Annotated in this window: 16 protein-coding genes, 1 tRNA gene and 2 pseudogenes; 10 read left to right on the plus strand and 9 right to left on the minus strand. The window is 68.2% G+C overall.

All coding sequences use genetic code 11. The annotated features are described in order from the left end of the window. Positions 1–20: 20 nt before the first annotated feature. Positions 21–212 carry an Atu4866 domain-containing protein gene (locus JHW48_RS03845; RefSeq protein WP_119887825.1) on the minus strand — a complete coding sequence of 64 codons (192 nt, stop codon included), beginning with the start codon at positions 210–212 and terminating at the stop codon, positions 21–23. A gap of 88 nt (positions 213–300) precedes the next feature. Here JHW48_RS03845 and JHW48_RS03850 point away from each other — a divergent pair. Both JHW48_RS03850 and JHW48_RS03855 read left to right on the plus strand, forming a co-directional pair. Next, positions 301–1,254: pseudogene (locus tag JHW48_RS03850) on the plus strand (IS481 family transposase); the annotation flags it as partial. Positions 1,255–1,276: 22 nt separating this feature from the next. After that, a pseudogene (locus JHW48_RS03855) lies at positions 1,277–2,466 on the plus strand (IS3 family transposase). 26 nt (positions 2,467–2,492) lie between these two features. Here the strand turns inward: JHW48_RS03855 and JHW48_RS03860 are convergent. The 4 genes from JHW48_RS03860 to JHW48_RS03875 form a co-directional block, all read right to left on the minus strand. Then, a complete protein-coding gene (locus tag JHW48_RS03860; RefSeq protein ID WP_170152328.1) occupies positions 2,493–2,696 on the minus strand; it encodes a hypothetical protein in 204 nt (67 codons plus the stop codon). 233 nt (positions 2,697–2,929) lie between these two features. Beyond that, positions 2,930–3,139 (minus strand): DUF6538 domain-containing protein, encoded by a 210-nt coding sequence (locus JHW48_RS03865; RefSeq protein WP_147388125.1) that lies wholly within the window; start codon positions 3,137–3,139, stop codon positions 2,930–2,932. Between the two features lie 99 nt (positions 3,140–3,238). Then, positions 3,239–3,314 (minus strand) — tRNA-Ala (locus JHW48_RS03870). A 167-nt stretch (positions 3,315–3,481) separates the two neighbouring features. Then, positions 3,482–3,796, minus strand: coding sequence for a TIGR02300 family protein (locus tag JHW48_RS03875; protein ID WP_119886986.1), 315 nt, complete (start codon positions 3,794–3,796; stop codon positions 3,482–3,484). Positions 3,797–3,892: 96 nt separating this feature from the next. Between JHW48_RS03875 and JHW48_RS03880 the strand changes: the two genes are divergently transcribed. From JHW48_RS03880 to JHW48_RS03890, 3 genes are all read left to right on the plus strand, one after another. Then, entirely contained in the window at positions 3,893–4,588 is a 696-nt protein-coding gene (locus tag JHW48_RS03880; RefSeq protein ID WP_119886987.1) for a M48 family metallopeptidase, read from the plus strand. 31 nt (positions 4,589–4,619) lie between these two features. Then, positions 4,620–5,264 carry a GntR family transcriptional regulator gene (locus JHW48_RS03885; RefSeq protein ID WP_119886988.1) on the plus strand — a complete coding sequence of 215 codons (645 nt, stop codon included), beginning with the start codon at positions 4,620–4,622 and terminating at the stop codon, positions 5,262–5,264. Between the two features lie 68 nt (positions 5,265–5,332). Continuing rightward, the gene (locus JHW48_RS03890) at positions 5,333–6,031 is read left to right on the plus strand and encodes an intradiol ring-cleavage dioxygenase (protein WP_119886989.1); all 699 of its coding nucleotides are present in this window, start codon (positions 5,333–5,335) and stop codon (positions 6,029–6,031) included. 4 nt (positions 6,032–6,035) lie between these two features. On the opposite strand, the gene JHW48_RS03895 is transcribed toward JHW48_RS03890, so the two are convergent. Further along, complete coding sequence (locus JHW48_RS03895; RefSeq protein ID WP_272835767.1) at positions 6,036–6,629, minus strand: lipid-binding SYLF domain-containing protein; 594 nt, start codon at positions 6,627–6,629, stop codon at positions 6,036–6,038. 87 nt (positions 6,630–6,716) lie between these two features. Next, positions 6,717–7,712 (minus strand): porphobilinogen synthase, encoded by a 996-nt coding sequence (hemB, locus tag JHW48_RS03900; protein WP_119886991.1) that lies wholly within the window; start codon positions 7,710–7,712, stop codon positions 6,717–6,719. A gap of 96 nt (positions 7,713–7,808) precedes the next feature. On the opposite strand from hemB, the gene JHW48_RS03905 reads away from it, so the two are divergent. The 4 genes from JHW48_RS03905 to JHW48_RS03920 are packed head-to-tail and all read left to right on the plus strand — an operon-like array spanning position 7,809 to position 13,613. Continuing rightward, positions 7,809–8,381, plus strand: a complete 573-nt coding sequence (locus JHW48_RS03905; protein WP_119886992.1) for a hypothetical protein — start codon at positions 7,809–7,811, stop codon at positions 8,379–8,381. Positions 8,382–8,422: 41 nt separating this feature from the next. Further along, positions 8,423–11,902 (plus strand): transcription-repair coupling factor, encoded by a 3,480-nt coding sequence (gene mfd / locus JHW48_RS03910; protein WP_119886993.1) that lies wholly within the window; start codon positions 8,423–8,425, stop codon positions 11,900–11,902. Then, positions 11,899–13,014 carry an aminodeoxychorismate synthase component I gene (locus JHW48_RS03915; RefSeq protein WP_119886994.1) on the plus strand — a complete coding sequence of 372 codons (1,116 nt, stop codon included), beginning with the start codon at positions 11,899–11,901 and terminating at the stop codon, positions 13,012–13,014. The genes mfd and JHW48_RS03915 overlap by 4 nt, the downstream gene beginning before the upstream one ends. Beyond that, positions 12,960–13,613 carry an aminotransferase class IV gene (locus JHW48_RS03920; RefSeq protein ID WP_119886995.1) on the plus strand — a complete coding sequence of 218 codons (654 nt, stop codon included), beginning with the start codon at positions 12,960–12,962 and terminating at the stop codon, positions 13,611–13,613. The genes JHW48_RS03915 and JHW48_RS03920 overlap by 55 nt, the downstream gene beginning before the upstream one ends. Here the strand turns inward: JHW48_RS03920 and JHW48_RS03925 are convergent. Next, a complete protein-coding gene (locus JHW48_RS03925) occupies positions 13,610–13,912 on the minus strand; it encodes a TM2 domain-containing protein (protein WP_119886996.1) in 303 nt (100 codons plus the stop codon). The genes JHW48_RS03920 and JHW48_RS03925 overlap by 4 nt on opposite strands. A gap of 91 nt (positions 13,913–14,003) precedes the next feature. Further along, positions 14,004–15,203 (minus strand): hypothetical protein, encoded by a 1,200-nt coding sequence (locus JHW48_RS03930; RefSeq protein WP_119886997.1) that lies wholly within the window; start codon positions 15,201–15,203, stop codon positions 14,004–14,006. A gap of 135 nt (positions 15,204–15,338) precedes the next feature. Here JHW48_RS03930 and pheT point away from each other — a divergent pair, with 135 nt between their 5' ends. Further along, on the plus strand, positions 15,339–17,726 hold the full coding sequence (gene pheT, locus JHW48_RS03935) for a phenylalanine--tRNA ligase subunit beta (RefSeq protein ID WP_119886998.1): 2,388 nt from the start codon (positions 15,339–15,341) through the stop codon (positions 17,724–17,726).

The raw sequence follows: 17,726 nt of genomic DNA on the forward strand, positions 1-17,726 counted from the left end.
ATGAAGCGCTCGTGCCGGTCCTATTCCTTTCGGTAAAGGATCATGCCAGCGTGGTGGAGGACGTCGTCGTTGAACTCACCGTCGGCCGTGAAACCGGTGTCGTCCCAGTAGTCGATGTGCCGGTCACGAACCTCATACCGGCCCTGATAGGCACTTTCACGGTCTCCCCTTGCTTCGTCATAGCGGCCATCCGGCAGCAGGTTGTGCCGGATATGGGAACGATCGCGCTCGCTATGCCCCTAGGTGTTTGATCCCATGGTTTGATGGTGCAATCCTTTCGCAGGAATGGAAGGAAGCATTATGGGACAAGTTCGTCACGGGAGCGCCACGACCACGCACGCTGTCAGAGCTGCAATACAGCGATCGCAAGCTTCGCTCGCGCAGCTGAGCCGGGAGCTCGGCATCAACCCAAAGACTGTCGCGAAGTGGCGCAAGCGCGAGACAGTTGAGGACCGTAAGACTGGGCCGAAGGAGCCACGCTCCACGGTCTTGAGTGAGGCCGAGGAAGCAACAATCGTCGCGTTTCGGCGCCATACGCTGCTGCCGTTGGACGACTGCCTCTACGCTCTTCAGCCCTCTATCCCACATCTGACGCGCTCGGCGCTGCACCGATGCCTGCAGCGGAATGGCATTTCGCGACTGCCGGACGTGGGCGGGGACAAGCCCAAGCGTGCGAAGTTCAAGCGCTACCCGATAGGTTTCTTCCATATCGACATCGCCGAGGTGCAGACGGCCGAAGGCAAGCTCTTCCTCTTCGTAGCCATTGATCGCACCAGCAAATTTGCTGTCGTTCAATTGGCGGAAAAGGCCAACAGGAAAACCGCTTGGGAGTTCCTGGAGCACCTTCTGGACGTCGTGCCCTACCGCATCCACACGATCCTGACCGATAATGGCATCCAGTTCGCAGAGCAGCCTCGAAACCGTAACACTCCTTACTCTCGGCAAATGCGGTTCGACATGATTTGCGAGGCAAACGGGATCGAGCATCGGCTGACCAAGCCCAACCACCCGTGGACGAATGGCCAAGTCGAGCGGATGAACAGGACGATCAAGGACGCGACCGTCAAGCGCTACCACTACGACAGCCACAGCCAGCTGCGCACGCACCTCGCCGATTTCATCGCCGCCTACAATTTCGCACGCAGGCTCAAGACGCTGAGCGGTGTCACACCCTACGAATACATCTGCAAGGTCTGGACTTCAGAGCCAGACAGATTCATCGTCAATCCGATCCACCAGATGCCGGGACTGAACAGCCTAACCGAGAGGACCAGAGATGAAGCGCAGCAGGTTCACCGAGGATCAGATCATCGGCATTCTAAAGGAGCACGAGGCCGGCGTTTCCGTCGCCGATCTGTGCCGCAAGCACGGCGTCAGCGATGCGACCGTCTACAAGTGGAAAGCCAAATATGGCGGCATGGATGTCAGCGAGGCAAAGCGGCTGAAGGCGCTCGAGGATGAGAACGGGAGGCTCAAGAAGCTGCTCGCCGACGCCATGTTGGACAATTCGGCTCTGAAGGACCTGCTGGGAAAAAAGTGGTGACGCCCGCCGCGAAGCGGCAAGCGATCGCGTATCTGGTGTCAGGCCACGGGATGAGCGAGCGGCGGGCGTGCCGGGTGATCGGATGTTGTCGGATGACCATGCGCTATGAGGCGATCCGGCAGGATGACCCCGTGCTGCGCGATCGGCTGAAAGAACTGGCGCGGGTGCGCCGCCGGTTCGGCTATCGACGGCTGCATGTCTTCCTGCGCCGTGAGGGTCATGAGGTGAATCACAAGCGGCTGTTCCGCATCTATCGCGAGGAGCGGCTGCATGTCCGTCGCCGCGGTGGCCGCAAACGGGCGATAGGGACACGAGCCCCGATGGCGCTTCCGCTGATGCCGAACCAGCGCTGGTCGCTGGACTTCGTCTCCGACCAGCTGACCGATGGCCGCCGCTTCCGGGTGCTGACCGTGGTGGATGACTGCACGCGGGAATGCCTCGCCCTGATCGCCGACACGTCCCTGTCCGGCGCAAGGGTTGCGCGGGAACTGGCAACGCTGTTCGAGGCCCGCGGAAAGCCCGGAACCGTGGTCAGCGACAATGGCACCGAGTTCACCTCGAACGCGATCCTGACCTTTGCCGACGACCGCAAGATCGACTGGCATTATATCGCGCCGGGCAAGCCGACCCAGAACGCCTTCATCGAGAGCTTCAATGGTCGGTTGCGCGACGAGCTTTTGAACGAGACGCTGTTCCCGTCCCTGAACCATGCCCGAGCCACGCTGGCCGCCTGGCGTATGGACTACAACACCGAACGCCCGCACTCGCGCCTCGGCTGGCAGACGCCTGCGGAGTTCGCCCAAACCTTCACACCGCAACGGGGCCTGACGCTGCGCAACCCGTAAAGCTCCGCGCCAGCCCCCGTTGCCCAACCCGCCCAAACAGGCAAAACTCAAACCCGGAGTCTCGCTCACCCTGGATAGAAGTTGGGGGCAACGTCACTCACACCCTACGAATACATCCGCAAGATCTGGACATCTGAGCCAGACAGATTCATCCCAAATCCGATCCAACAGATGCCGGGACTGAACAACTCGTCGCCGGGCCATTTTTGGTCAATTAGAAAGCCGCACATCATGAATTGAATCTTCGCAGTCACCTGCAGCGCATCTTGCAACTGCGAAAGTTCGGTCAGCGGCAGGATGACCGGCACAAATTATGACAGACCCCAACCCTGTCCTGCCTCCAGTCGTCAGCGATTTGGCCGTGCTCGTCAAAGGTGGGATGGGGGTCGTCCGACGGCGGACCGATAGCCCTGCCCCCATCATCCAGATCCACAATGCCAGCGAACCTGACGTCCTCGTCCTCTTCCAGTAAGTGGCGGAAGTAGGCAGCTTTGGCTGTGGCGATCTGGCCGGGTGTCAGATCGTCTAGAAGCGCAGCCTGTTAAAGGGTGATCCTGCGGCGATGCTTGGCGAGGCGTTCATCGACTTCCACGGCGGCAATGCGGACTAAGCGTAGCGCCTCAGCACGATCCTTGGTCTTCAGGGAGAGCATTTCCTCCGCCTTTGGGTAGCTGTCCTTGATGTCGACAGGGATCGCCGCACGCTGGTAGAAGACCGCTCCACGGCGGGCCAAGCGGGTGCGTCCAGTCACGGCTTCCGGCCTCACCACTGTAACACCTACCAGTGACACAACATGGAATTTCCCCAACGATCGAAGAGGCTTCCTGAAAAACAAAATAAAGGAATGAACTGGTGGAGCCAAGGGGAGTCGAACCCCTGACCTCTTGAATGCCATTCAAGCGCTCTACCAACTGAGCTATGGCCCCACCGGAGGTCTGCGAGGCGCCTCAGCGCCGCCGCGTGTGGGGTCTATATGGGGGGGCGCGGTGGGGCGCAAGCGGAAAAAACACGCCCGTCGCAAAAATCGGGAAATCTTTGGAAAAGGGGCCTTGATAGGACGAAGGCCGCGCTGGGGGGGGCGCGGCCTTCGGGGTCATTCGTCGTCGTCGCTCGCCACGTCGGCGATGTCGTCCAGCGACACGTCGCCGTCATCGTCATCCTCCTCCAGCAGATCGTCGTCCAGATCGTTGGAATCCTCGGAGATGTCGTCGTCGTCATCGACCAGGTCGTCATTGGTGGTCGCGGCGGTCTTTTCGGTCACCAGCGTCTTGCCGCGGCCATCCGTCAGGCTGGTCAGGGTGAACGTGTTGCCGCAGGCCGGGCAGGTCATCGGATCGGCCTTCAGGTCGTAGAAGCGGGTCGCGCAATGCGGGCACAGGCGCTTGGTGCCCCATTCCTCTTTGGGCATGGTATTCTCCTTCAGCCGCGATTAGGGGAAATCGGGCGTCCCCTGCCATAGCGGCCGGGGGGTGTCAAAGGCTTTATCTGGCAGGCCAAGGCGGGCATGGCAAGCGGCGATCGGCGGATCATCCTGGAAGACGGGCTGCAGTTGCGGCTGCGGCGATCGGCGCGGGCGCGGCGGATGACGCTGCGCGTGCCGCGCGACGGCTCCGGGCCGGTCCTGACCCTGCCCACCGCCACCGCCGAGGCCGAGGGCCGGGCCTTCGCGCTGTCGCGGCGCGACTGGCTGCGGGCGGCCCTGTCGCGGGTTCCGGCGCCGTCTTTGGCCGCGGCGGGCGCGGCCCTGCCGGTCGAGGGGCGGGCGCTGGTCCTGACGCCCGCGCCGCTGCGCGCCGTGGCGGTGAACGGCGCGCGGCTTCTGATCCCGCAGGACCGGGCGGTGGGGGCCACGGCCGCGGCCTGGCTGCGCCAGCTGGCGATGACGCGGTTGCGGGCGGCCTGCGACGGGCTGGCGCGCGACCTGGGGCGGCCCTATCGCGCCATTGTGCTGCGCGACACGCGGTCCCGTTGGGGCAGCTGCACCCATGACGGGCGGCTGATGTTCAACTGGCGGCTGGTCATGGCCCCGCCCGCCGTCCTGCACTACGTCGCCGCGCATGAGGTCGCGCATCTGGCCCATATGGACCATTCCCCCCGCTTCTGGGCCGCGGTCGAGGCCTTGATGCCCGGCCATGCCCCCCACCGCGCCTGGCTGCGGGCCGAGGGGCAGGGGCTGATGCAGTGGCGGTTCCGCGATTGACGCGCCTGCGCTTTGTGATCACATCAGGCGCATGAGCCCGACCGATCCCACCACCCATGAACGGCTGTACCGCACGCTGCGGGGCCAGATCATGCTGGGCGAGCTGCCGCCCGGCCGGGCGCTGACGCTGCGCGGGATCGCGCGCGACCACCATGTCTCGATGACGCCCGCGCGCGAGGCGGTGCGCCGCCTGGTGGCCGAGGGCGCGCTGACCCTGTCGGGATCGGGCCGGGTGGCGACGCCCGCCCTGTCGGACGACCGCATCGAGGAACTGGCCGCGCTGCGCGCCCTGATCGAGCCGGAGCTGGCTGCCCGTGCCCTGCCGCGCGCGCATTTCGCGCTGATCGACCGGCTGGCCCTGATGAACGGGCGGATCGCGGATGCGGTCGAACGCCATGACGCGGTCGGATACATCCGCTGCAACCTCGAATTCCACCGCATGCTCTATCTGCGGGCCCAGGCCCCGGCCATGCTGGCCATGCTGGAGACGATCTGGCTGCAGCTGGGGCCGACGATGCGCGCGCTCTATGGCCGGGTGCGCCGGAACGAGCCGCCGCGCCACCACCGCATGATCCTGGCGGCGCTGCGGGCGGGGGACGAACCGGCGCTGCGGCTGGCGGTGCGGGCGGATGTGACCCACGGGCTGCGGCACCTGACCTCGACCGAGGGCGCCTGACGGCAATGTGACTTTGCGCGGCGGCGCGACCGGCCATGATGGGCCGCAGCACCGAAGGGGGATGCCGCATGACCGCACGCCGTGACCTGCTGAAGGCGCTTGCCTTGGCCGCGCCATCCGTCCTGGGCCTGGGGGCGGTCAGCCGCGCGCTGGCGCGCGATGCGCGCGACGCCCGGCTGATCGCCACCCATGTCTGCCAGCTGACCCCGGAGACGACCGAGGGGCCGTTCTATGTCGATCCCCAGCTGATGCGGTCCGACATCCGCGACGGGCGGCCGGGCTATCCGCTGGCCTTGCGGCTGCAGGTGGTGGATGCGGGCTGCCGGCCCATCGACGGGGCGCGGGTCGATATCTGGCATTGCGACGCGCAGGGCAATTACAGCGGCGTCGCGGGCCAGGCGGATGGCGACCTGCGGGGCCAGGCCTTCCTGCGCGGGTCGCAGATGACCAATCCGGCGGGGCGGGTGGCCTTCCGCACCATCTGGCCCGGCTGGTATCGGGGCCGCACGACCCATGTGCATTTCAAGGTGCTGATGGGCCAGCGGTCCATGCTGACGGGCCAGATCTTCTTTCCCGACCGCTTCAGCCGCGCGGTGTTCGACCAGCGCCCCGAATATGCGCGCGGATCGACGCGGGGGCTGATCTTCAACGACCGCGACGGCATCGCGCGCCGCGCGGGGCAGGGCGCCTATGCCGAGGTGACCCAGGTCCCGGGCGGGTTCGAGGCGGCGATGGTCATCGGCCTGGCCGCGCCCCGCCCGGCCTGAGGCGTCAGCCGGGCATCCCCACCGTGCCGAAGCGGATGTCGGGCAGGGTCGAGGGGATGATGCGGGTGTATTTCGTCCCCTCGATCGCGGCGCCGGCGATCAGGCCAGACTGGCCGAAGATCATCGCCACGACCGGGAACTGGGCGCTGAACGTGTCCGCGCCGACCGCCATCCCCCCCGACGGGATCGCATAGAAGGCCCCGGCCCCCGCCGTCCAGCCCGGCGCCGCGCGGAAGGCGGCCAGGGATTCGTCGGTCTGGAAGATCAGGACATGCGCATATTGCTGCGCCCCGGCCTGCAGGCCCACCGTGGCCCGCGTCGCGGAATAGTAATCCACCGTCTGCCCGCCGATGCGCAGCGCGCCCTGGCCATAGGCCCCGCCGAAGCCCAGGGCGGCCTCGGTCATCAGCGGCATGTAGAGCACGCCGCGCGCCCCCTCGACCAAAGGCTGGGCGGCGGGATAGGACTGGATCAGGTATTGATGGGTCTGGTCGACCCGCGCATCGACCTGGGCCGCGCCGTCCGTGCCCACCGCATTGGTGCAGGCGCCCAGCATCAGCGCCGCGCCCCCCGTCAGCAGCAGGGTGCGCCGGGTCATGTTCCGGGAATGGGTCATCTGTCGCCTCATGTCAGGATCGGGCCTTGTGGCGGCCCGTTGCCCGTCAGGATACGCCAAGGGGGCAGGTCACGCCAGCATCTCGGCCACGGTGGGCGCGAAATAGCTGAGGATGCCGTCGCATCCCGCCCGGCGGAAGCACAGCAGGCTTTCCACCATCGCCTCGCGCGACAGCCAGCCGTTGCGGATCGCCCCTTCCAGCATCGCGTATTCGCCGCTGACCTGATAGGCGAAAGTGGGGGCGCCGAACTCCTCCTTCACGGCCTGGCAGATGTCCAGATAGGGCATGCCGGGCTTGACCATGACCATGTCCGCGCCCTCGGCCAGGTCGCGGGCGACGCAGCGGATCGCCTCGCCGCGGTTGGCGGGGTTGATCTGATAGGTTTTCTTGTCGCCGACCAGCCGCCCCGAGGCGCCGACCGCGTCGCGGAACGGCCCATAGAAGGCGCTGGCGAATTTCGCGGCATAGGACAGGATCGCGACATGCTTGTGCCCCTCGCGTTCCAGGGCCGCGCGCAGGGCGGCGATGCGCCCGTCCATCATGTCCGACGGGCCCAGGATGTCGGCGCCGCATTCCGCCTGGACCAAGGCCATGCGGACCAGCGCCTCGACCGTCTCGTCGTTCAGGATCTCGCCGTCGACGACCAGGCCGTCATGGCCGTTGGCATTATAGGGGTCCAGCGCGATGTCGGTCATCACGGCCAGGTCGGGGACCTCCTCCTTGACGGCGCGGATCGCCAGGTTGCCGATATTGTCGGGGTCCCATGCGCGTTCGCAGCCCTCGGTGCGGCTGTCCTGGTCGGAATGGGGAAAGATGCAGATGGCGGGGATGTTCAGCCGCGCCGCGCGTTCGGCCGCGCGCCGCACCCCGTCCAGGGTCAGCCGTTCCACGCCGGGCATCGAGGCGATCTCGCCCTCGGCGCCGGGCACCTCGGTCACGAAGATCGGCCAGATCAGGTTGGCGGGGGTCAGGTTGCGTTCCGACACCATCGCCCGGATGTTGGCGGTGCGGCGCAGGCGGCGCAGGCGCGATGCGGGAAAGGGCGCGATGATGGGGCTGGCCATGGGAACCTCGGATCCGGGGGGTGGGACAAGCGGGTGGCTTTCCCTTGTCGAAAACCCGTTCTAAGGTCGCCCGCAGCCAAGGACAAGGAACTGCCCGTGCCGCAAGTCAACAGCCTGATCGGCCTGCTGGACAGCCGGTCCTTCGCGACGATCTGGTATTGGCTGGTCCTGTTGGGCATGTGGTCGGCCACCGGGCGCAGCGTGCTGGGCGTGCCGACCGAGGTGCTGACCCGCGCCCGCCTGGCCCAGTCCCACGGGCAATCGGACGGTACCGCGGTCATCACCCTGCTGGACTGGCTGTCGCTGGTGCTGCCGCGCTGGCGGCTGGGCCCGCGCGAGGGGGTGATATTCCTGGGCGTGACCAGTTTCCTGCTGACCTCGCTCGGGGTCTTCGGCTTTGTCTTCTGGCTGGAGATGGCGCAGGCGCTGTTCCTGCTGCTGCTGCCCTTCTGGCTGCTCTTCTGGCTGCGGGTGGGGCTGGCGCGCCGGCTGGTGCCGCTGATCGAGGCGGCGCAGGACGGTCGCGCCGATCTGTCGCAGGCGGCCGAACAGGCGGCCCGGCGGATGGTCTGGCACCGGCGCTGGGTGACGCTGCTGTCGATGGTGGCGGTGGCGGTGACGGTGCTGTGGGGGACGCTGTGGACGCTGATGCATCCCAACGGGTTCTGAGGCCGCTTGACTTCGCGGCCCGGCCCTATACCTGACGGCGCATGTCCGACCAGTTGATCCTGTCCGGCGCGCCCGAAGGCTATGACGCCGCGCTGATCGCGCGCGAGGCCGCGCGACCCGAAAACCGCGGCGCCCCCGTGATCCACGTGGCCCGCGACGACCGCCGCATGGAGGCGATGCGCGCGGCGCTGGCCTTCATGGCCCCGCATCTGGCCGTGCTGGATTTCCCGGCCTGGGACACGACCCCCTATGACCGCGTGTCCCCCGCGCCCGAGGTTCAGGCCGCGCGCATGGCCACGCTGGCCGGGCTGGCGCAGGGCCGCGTCAAGGGGCCCTTCGTGCTGCTGACCACGCTGAACGCGGTGCTGCAGCGCGTGCCTGCGCGCGATCTGGTGCGCGGCACGGCCTTCATGGCCCGCGTGGGCGACCGCATCGACGAAGGGGCCTTGCGCGATTTCCTGGTCCGCATGGGCTTCGTGCAGAGCCCCACGGTCACCGATCCGGGCGACTACGCGATCCGGGGCGGCATCATCGACATCTATCCCCCGGGCACCACCGGGCCGATCCGGCTGGATCTGTTCGGCGATGTGCTGGACGGGGCGCGCCGGTTCGATCCCGACACGCAGCGCACCACCGAAAAGCTGGACCGGGTCGAGCTGGCCCCCATGTCCGAGGTGATCCTGGACGAGGCCTCGATCACCCGGTTCCGCCAGGCCTATCGCGCCGAATATGGCGGCGGGACCAGCGACCCGCTCTATGAAAGCGTCAGCGCGGGGCGCAAGACGGCGGGCATGGAACATTGGCTGCCGTGGTTCCACGACCGGACCGAGAGCGTCTTCGACTATCTGCCCGGCGCATCGGTGGTGCTGGACGACCATCTGGGCCAGGTGATCGACGCGCGGCGCAACACGATCCGCGAACAGTTCGACGCCCGCCGCGCCGCCATGGCCGCCAAGGGGCGCACGGATACGGTCTACAAGCCCATCCCCCCCGACGCGATGTTCCCGACGGAAAGCGAATGGACCGCCTGGCTGGCCCCGCATCGCGTGCTGCGCCTGTCGGTGCTGAACCAGCCCCCCGGTCCGGGCGTGCTGGATGCGGGCGGGCGGCCGGGGCGCAATTTCGCCCCCGAACGGCAGGCCGAACAGATCAACCTGTTCAGCGCCCTGGCCGATCACGTCAAGGCGCTGGCCCGCACACATCGCGTGGTCATCGCCAGCTTCTCCGACGGGGCGCGCGACCGCCTGTCGGGGCTTCTGACCGATGAGGGGTTGGCGGGCGCCAAGCCCATCACGGATCTGCGCGACCTGCCCGAGGCTGCGGGGTCCGTCGGCCTTGCCGTCTGGCCGCTGGAGGAGGGGTTCGTCGCGGATGGCACCGCCTTGGGGCGGATCGCGGTCATTTCGGAACAGGACGTGCTGGGCGACCGGCTGATCCGGGGTGCCAAGAAACGGCGCAAGGCCGATAATTTCCTCAAGGACACCCAGACCCTGTCGCCCGGAGATCTGGTCGTGCATGTCGAACACGGCATCGGCCGCTATACCGGCATCGAGACGATCATGGCGCTGAAGGTGCCGCATGACTGCGTGGCGCTGGAATATGCGGGCGGCGACCGTCTTTATGTCCCGGTCGAGAATATCGAGCTGCTGTCGCGTTACGGCCATGAGGAGGGGTTACTGGACCGCCTCGGTGGCGGCGCCTGGCAGGCCCGCAAGGCGCGCCTCAAGGAACGCATCAAGCTGATCGCCGACAAGCTGATGCGTGTCGCCGCCGAACGCCTGCTGCGCCCCGCCCCGGTGCTGGAGCCCGAGGACCACGACTGGCAGGCCTTTGCCGCGCGCTTTCCCTATAGCGAGACCGACGACCAGCTGTCAGCCATCGAGGATGTGGCCGGCGATCTGGCAATGGGCCGCCCGATGGACCGGCTGGTCGTGGGCGATGTGGGCTTCGGCAAGACCGAGGTCGCGATGCGCGCCGCCTTCATCGCCGCAAGCCAAGGGATGCAGGTCGCCGTGGTCGCCCCCACGACCCTGCTGGCCCGCCAGCATTACCGCAGCTTTGTCGAACGCTTCCGCGGCACCGCGATCACCGTGCGCCCACTGTCGCGCTTTGTCAGCACCAAGGACGCTAACGCCACCCGCACCGGCCTGTCGGACGGGCAGGTGGATATCGTCGTCGGCACCCATGCCGTGCTGGCCAAGGGCGTGTGCTTCAAGAATCTCGGCCTGCTGATCATCGACGAGGAGCAGCATTTCGGCGTGGCCCATAAGGAGCGCCTGAAGGAACTACGCTCCGACATCCACGTCCTGACCCTGACCGCGACGCCCATCCCGCGCACGCTGCAGCTGTCCCTGACCGGGGTGCGCGACCTGTCGGTCATCAGCACGCCGCCGGTGGACCGCCTGGCGATCCGCACCTATGTCAGCGAATTCGACAGCGTCACCATCCGCGAGGCGCTTTTGCGCGAAAAATATCGCGGCGGTCAGTCCTTCTTCGTGGTGCCGCGCCTGACCGACCTGCCCGAGGTCGAGCATTGGCTGACCGAGAACATGCCCGAGCTGAACTATATCGTGGCCCACGGCCAGCTGGCGGCGGGCGATCTGGATCAGCGGATGAACGCCTTCTACGACGGCAGCCATGACGTGCTGCTGGCCACGACCATCGTGGAATCGGGGCTGGATATCCCGACCGCGAACACGATGATCGTCTGGCGCGCGGACATGTTCGGGTTGTCGCAGCTCTATCAAATCCGCGGTCGCGTGGGGCGGTCCAAGGCGCGGGCCTATGCCTATCTGACCACGAAACCCCGCGTTCCGCTGACCCCGCAGGCGATGCGGCGGCTGAAATTCCTGGGGTCCATCGACGGGCTGGGGGCGGGCTTCAACCTGGCATCCCAGGACCTGGACCTGCGCGGCGCGGGCAACCTTCTGGGCGAGGAGCAGTCGGGCCATATCAAGGAGGTCGGCTTCGAGCTCTATCAGGCCATGCTGGAGGAGACGATCGCCAAGCTGAAATCCGGAGAGCTGGAGGGCACGCCCGAGGATGAATGGGCGCCCCAGCTGAACCTGGGCGTGCCGGTGACCATTCCTGACAGCTATATCCCCGATCTGGACGTGCGGCTTGGCCTCTATCGCCGCTTGGCCGAGCTGACCACCAAGGTCGAGCTGGAGGGCTTCGCGGCCGAGCTGATCGACCGTTTCGGCCCCCTGCCGCGCGAGGTGAACACGCTGCTGCTGGTGATCCGCATCAAGGCGATGGCGAAACGCGCCAATATCTCGAAGCTGGACGTGGGCCCCAAGGGCGTCACGGTCCAGTTCCACATGGACAAGTTCCCCAACCCCGCGGGCCTGGTGGAATTCCTGTCCGACGAGCGCGGCACCGCCAAGGTCACCGACAACAAGGTCGTGCTGAAACGCGACTTCGCCACCGATGCCGAACGCATCAAGGGCGCCTTCGCCGTGGCCCGCGACCTGGCCACCAAGGTCCGCGAGGGTCGCGCCGCGCAGAAGGCCAAGGGATGACCGGCAGCATCCGCTTCGACACCGGACCCCTTGGGCAGGGCACGATCTTCGCGGCCCCGCAGACGGTGATCCGGGCCGATACGCCGCAGGGCGTCGGCCTGGCCTTGGCCGCGATGCAGGCGGCGACCGCGCGGGGGCAATGGTTGGCGGGATACCTGTCCTACGAGCTGGGTCACGCCCTGACCCCGCGCCTGGCCGAGCTGATGCCTGCGGATCGCGCCATGCCGCTGATCCTGATGGGGGTCTTCGACGCCCCGCGCCCCGCGCCGCCGCTGCCCGAACCGGGGGGGCGGATCGGGGCGGTGCGGCCGCTCTGGGACCGGGCGCGCTATGACGCGGCCATCGCGGCGGTGCATCGGCTGATCGAATCCGGCGACACCTATCAGATCAACCTGACCTTCCCGATCGAGGCCGAGGTCGCGGGCGATCCGCTGGCGCTCTATGCGATGCTGGCCGCGCGCCAGCCGGTCCCCGAAGGGGCCTTCGTCGATCTGGGCGGCCCCCCCGTCCTGTCGCGCAGCCCGGAGCTGTTCTTTGCCGTGGACGGGCAGGGCATAGTCACCACCCGACCCATGAAGGGCACTGCCGCCCGCGCGCCCGACGACGCCGCGACCATCGCGGCGCTGCGTGGATCGGAAAAGAACCGCGCCGAGAACCTGATGATCGTGGACCTTCTGCGCAACGACATCAGCCGCATCTGCCTGCCCGGCAGCGTCCGCGTCCCCCAGCTGTTCCATGTCGAGACCTATGCCACCGTCCATCAGATGGTCTCGACCGTCCAGGGGCGGCTGGCGCCCGGCGTGGGCCTGGCCCAGATCCTGGGCGCGCTGTTTCCCTGCGGATCCATCACCGGGGCGCCCAAGATCCGCGCGATGGAGATCATCGCCGAGCTGGAGGCAGCCCCGCGCGAGGTCTATTGCGGTGCCATCGGTTGGGTCGATCCCGCGGGGCCGATGCGCTTTTCGGTGGCGATCCGGTCCCCTTGGCTGGCCGCGCCGGACCGGCTGCGCCTGAATGTGGGCGGCGGGATCGTCCATGACAGCGAGGCCGCATCCGAATGGGAGGAGGCGTTGTGCAAGGCCGCATTCCTGAGCCCCACCCCCCGGGCCTGACCCTGTTCGAGACGATGCGCGCGGAGGCGGACGGGGGCATCGCGCTCTGGCCGCTGCATCTGGCGCGGCTGCGGCGGGGCTGCGCGCGGCTTGGCTGGGGGCTGGACCATGCGCGGGCCGCGGCGCTGCTGGCGGATCTGCCGCGGGGCGCGGTGCTGCGGGCGCGGCTGTCGGTCGATGCGGGGGGGCGGTTCACGCTGAGCCATGCGCCCTTGGCCCCGAACCCGCCGGAATGGTGCGTGGGCATCGCGGCCGAGCGTCTGCGCGCGGGCGATCCGTGGCTGGGGATGAAATCTTCGCATCGTCCGGCCTATGACGCGGCGCGCGCGGCCCTGGCTGCGGGGCTGGACGAGGTGATCCTGCTGAACGACCGCGGCCAGCCCTGCGAGGGCAGCATCACGTCGGTCTTTGTCGAACGGGACGGGGTGCTGCTGACGCCGCCTCTGTCGCGGGGGCTGCTGCCGGGGGTGCTACGCGCCAGCCTGCTGGGCGCGGGCCGCGCGCGTGAGGCCGATCTGGGGCTGGAGGATCTGGCGCGCGGGCCGATGCTCTGCGGGAATGCGCTGCGCGGGCTGATCCCCGCGCGGCTGCTGGCCTAGATCCGCAGGCGGCGGCGGATGTCCTCGCGGTCGTTGCGGACCATGCCGGGGATCAGGAACAGGTCGATGATGCACCACAGCACCACGAAGCCCACCGCCGGCCAGCCGATCAGGATCGGGGTCAGCAGCCAGCCCACGCCCCAGGTGGCCAGCATCAGGAACCCGCTGATCCAGCGGCCCAGATACATCCGGTGCACGCCGAACCCCCACAGGAAGATCAGCAGCAGATAGGCGATCAGCGGCGATTTCGCCTCGTTGGCGACGCGCTGTTCGATCAGCAATTCGCGATGCGTGTCCATCGGGGTCCTTCCTTGCGCGGGCCGGGGCGGCCCGGCTGTCACATGGGAAACGACCATGCCCGGCGCAAGGTTTCCCGCGCCGGACGCGGGGTCATTCGACCCGCTGGAACCGTTCGAAGACCAGGCCCACGGGGCGGATCGGCGCGCCCGCCTGATCGGGGCGGTTCACGTCGGTCACGGCCAGCCGGTAATCGCCGGGCGCCAGCACGACCGGCCCGATCCGGGCATCGACCGTGCCGCTGCCGTCATCGTCCTGCGCCACCAGCCCGCCCGAGGGACCAAAGAGCGCCAGCTTGCTGTCCACGCCGACCAGGCTGCCATGGGCGGTGACGATCAGCGCGGTCTCGCGGTCCAGCGTCAGGACCAGCCATTGCGCGGTCCCGTCATGCAGGACCACCGTCTCCGGCGTGGCGGCGATGTCGATCCGCTGCATCGGCACCGACCCGTCCAGGGGCGGCGGCAGTTCCCCCCGGCGATGGGCGTCGCGCAGATAGGCGTCGCGGTCCAGCGCGGCCAGGCTGACCTCGATCCGCCCCTCGCCGGCCGAGATCGGCGCCACCCCCAGGCAATGGGCCCCTACCAGCCCGGAGGGGAAATCCAGCCGCGCGTTCAGCCCGTCCGCATCGTCATTGGCCGCAACCTGATTGCCCTGATCGTCAAAGAGGATCATGTTCGGGTCCAGATCGCCGCTGGTCGCGCGCAGCGTGACGGGCGCGGGCTGGTCCAGCGTGAAGCGCAGATATTCCACCGCGCCCCCGGTCGTGGCCTGCCGGGGCAGGGGGCCGTCCAGGTCACGGGCGGGCGTGTCGGGCAGGCAGGGGGCGATGGTCGTGTCGACCGGTCCCGTCAGCAGCGGCGGCAGGTCGGGCGTGGTCACCGCCACCGTCGCCGCGATCCGCGGCTGGCCCACCGCCAGCAGGCGGATGCAGTAATCGCCCGGCCCCACGGTCTGTTCGATCCGCGCGTTCAGCCCCACCGCGTCGTCGTTTTCCGCCAGCAGGTCGCCATCGGGCGTCTCCAGCCGCAGGGCGGGGTCGCCGTCGGACATGGCCTCGATCCGCAGGGGCTGCATGGCGCCGGTGACGCGGATCATTGCATAGGGGCTGGTCGCATCCGTCGTGGACATGGACAGCGACAGCATCCGGCCCGCGGTGCTGACATCGCTTTCCTCGGCCAGGCCGCCCAGCCACAGGGCGGGCTGGCCCGAACAGGACGGCGCGTCCTGGGCGGCGGCGGGCAGCGCGCCCGCCAGGATAAAGGGCAGACAGAACAGGGGAAATTTGCGACTCATGGCAGCACCTTGGAAAACCCGCCGTCACAGTGGCACCGGCCGATCCGCCGGGCAAGCGGTCGAACGGGCTTGATTCTCGGCGCCGGGCGCGGTTCAAGGCGGCAAACCCGCAAACCGCCCCGGAGGGCCGCCGCCATGAAGTTCACCCTCTCCTGGCTCAAGGAGCATCTGGACACCACCGCCACCCTGGATCAGATCGCCGAGGCGCTGACCGATCTGGGGCTGGAGGTCGAGGAGGTCGCGGACCCCGCAGCCAGGCTGGGCAGCTTCACCCTGGCGCGGATCGAGGACGCGCAGCAGCATCCCGATGCCGACCGCCTGCGCGTCTGCCGGGTGATGACGGATGAGGGCGAAAAGCAGATCGTCTGCGGCGCCCCCAATGCGCGGGCGGGGATCACCGTGGTGCTGGCCAAGCCCGGCGATTACGTCCCCGGCATCGACACGACGCTTGGCGTGGGCAAGATCCGCGGCGTCGAAAGCCACGGCATGATGGCATCGGAACGCGAGCTGGAGCTGTCCGAGGAACATGACGGCATTATCGAGCTGCCCTCGGGCGAGGTCGGCCAGCGTTTCGTCGACTGGCTGGCGCAGAACGCGCCCGAGAAGATCGACCCGATGATCCATATCAAGATCACGCCCAACCGCCCCGACGCCCTGGGCGTCCACGGCATCGCCCGCGATCTGGCCGCGCGCGGTCTGGGCGTGCTGAAGCCGGTGACGGTGGAGCCGGTTCCGGGCACCTTCCCCTGCCCGGTGGGCGTGACCATCGACGCGGACGTCGCCGCCAAGGCGCCGTTCTTCGCGGGCCGCGTGGTGCGGGGCGTGACGAACGGCCCGTCGCCCGCCTGGCTGCAGAAGCGCCTGCGCGCGATCGGGTTGCGCCCGATCAATGCGCTGGTGGACATCACCAATTTCTTCACCTTCGACCTGAACCGGCCGCTGCATGTCTTCGACGCGGCCAAGGTCGCGGGCGACCTGGTCCTGCGCGGCGCGCGGGCAGGTGAGGAGCTGGTGGCGCTGGACGACAAGACCTATGCCCTGCCCGAAGGCGCGGTGGTGATCTGCGACGATCACGGCCCGGAAAGCATCGCGGGCATCATGGGGGGTGCTGCCTCGGGCGCGTCCGAGGAGACGCGCGACGTCTTCATCGAAGCCGCCTGGTTCGACCCGATCAGCACCGCTGCCACCGGCCGTACGCTGAAGATCAACAGCGATGCGCGCTATCGTTTCGAACGCGGCATCGACCCGGAATTCACCCTGCCGGGGCTGGAGCTGGCCACGCGCATGGTGATCGACCTCTGCGGCGGCGAGGCCTCCGAGGTGGTGACCGCAGGCGCGCTGCCCGACACGGGTCGCGCCTATCGCCTGGACCCTGCGCGGACCAGCCGCCTGGTCGGCATGGACATCCCGGAGGCCGATCAGCGCGCCACGCTGGAGGCCTTGGGCTTCCGGCTGGAGGGCGAGATGGCCCAAGTGCCCTCCTGGCGCCCCGACGTGCTGGGCGAGGCCGATCTGGTCGAGGAGATCGCCCGCATCGCCAGCCTGACCAAGCTGCAGGGCAAGCCCCTGCCGCGCGCGCAGGCGGGCGTGCCGCAGCCCGTGCTGACGCCCCTGCAGGTCCGCGAAAAGACCGCGCGGCGGATGGCGGCGGCCTTGGGCTATAATGAATGCGTGACCTACAGCTTCATCGACCAGGCCTCGGCGGCGCTGTTCGGTGGCGGGGACGATGCGGTGCGGGTGGAGAACCCGATCAGCAGCGAGATGTCGCATCTGCGCCCCGACCTGCTGCCCGGCCTGCTGCAGGCGGCCGCGCGCAACCAGGCGCGCGGCTTCGCCGATCTGGCGCTGTTCGAGATGGGCCCGGTCTTTGCGGGCGGAGAGCCAGGCGATCAGGCGGTCCGCATCAGCGGGCTGCTGGTCGGCCAGACCGCGCCGCGCGATCCCTTCGGCAGCCGCCGCAAGGTGGACCTCTATGACGCCAAGGCCGATGCCGAGGCGATCCTGCAGGCGATCGGCGCGCCCGCCCGCGCCCAGATCACCCGCAAGCTGGACGGCTGGTGGCATCCGGGCCGCGCGGGCACCATCGCCTTGGGGCCGAACGCGTTGGCGACATTCGGCGAGATCCACCCCCGCGTCCTGCGCCAGATGGACGTCAAGGGCCCGGCCGTGGGCTTCACCATCCACCTGGCCGCCGTGCCCTTCCCCAAGACCAGGACGCCCACGCGCCCTGCGCTGGAGATGTCGGAATTCCAGGCCGTCGAACGCGATTTCGCCTTCGTCGTGGATGCGGGGGTCGAGGCGCTGACCTTGGTCAACGCCGCGGCCGGCGCGGACAAGGCGCTGATCGCGGGCGTGTCGGTCTTCGACCAGTTCACCGGGCTGGAGGACGGGCGCAAATCCCTGGCCATCACGGTGCGCCTGCAGCCGCAGGGCAAGACCCTGACCGATGCCGAGATCGAGGCCGTCAGCCGCAAGATCGTCGAGAAGGTCCAGAAGGCCACCGGCGGCACCCTGCGGGCCTGA

The organism is Paracoccus aestuarii, from assembly GCF_028553885.1.
In the GTDB taxonomy this organism is placed as follows: Bacteria; Pseudomonadota; Alphaproteobacteria; order Rhodobacterales; family Rhodobacteraceae; genus Paracoccus; species Paracoccus aestuarii.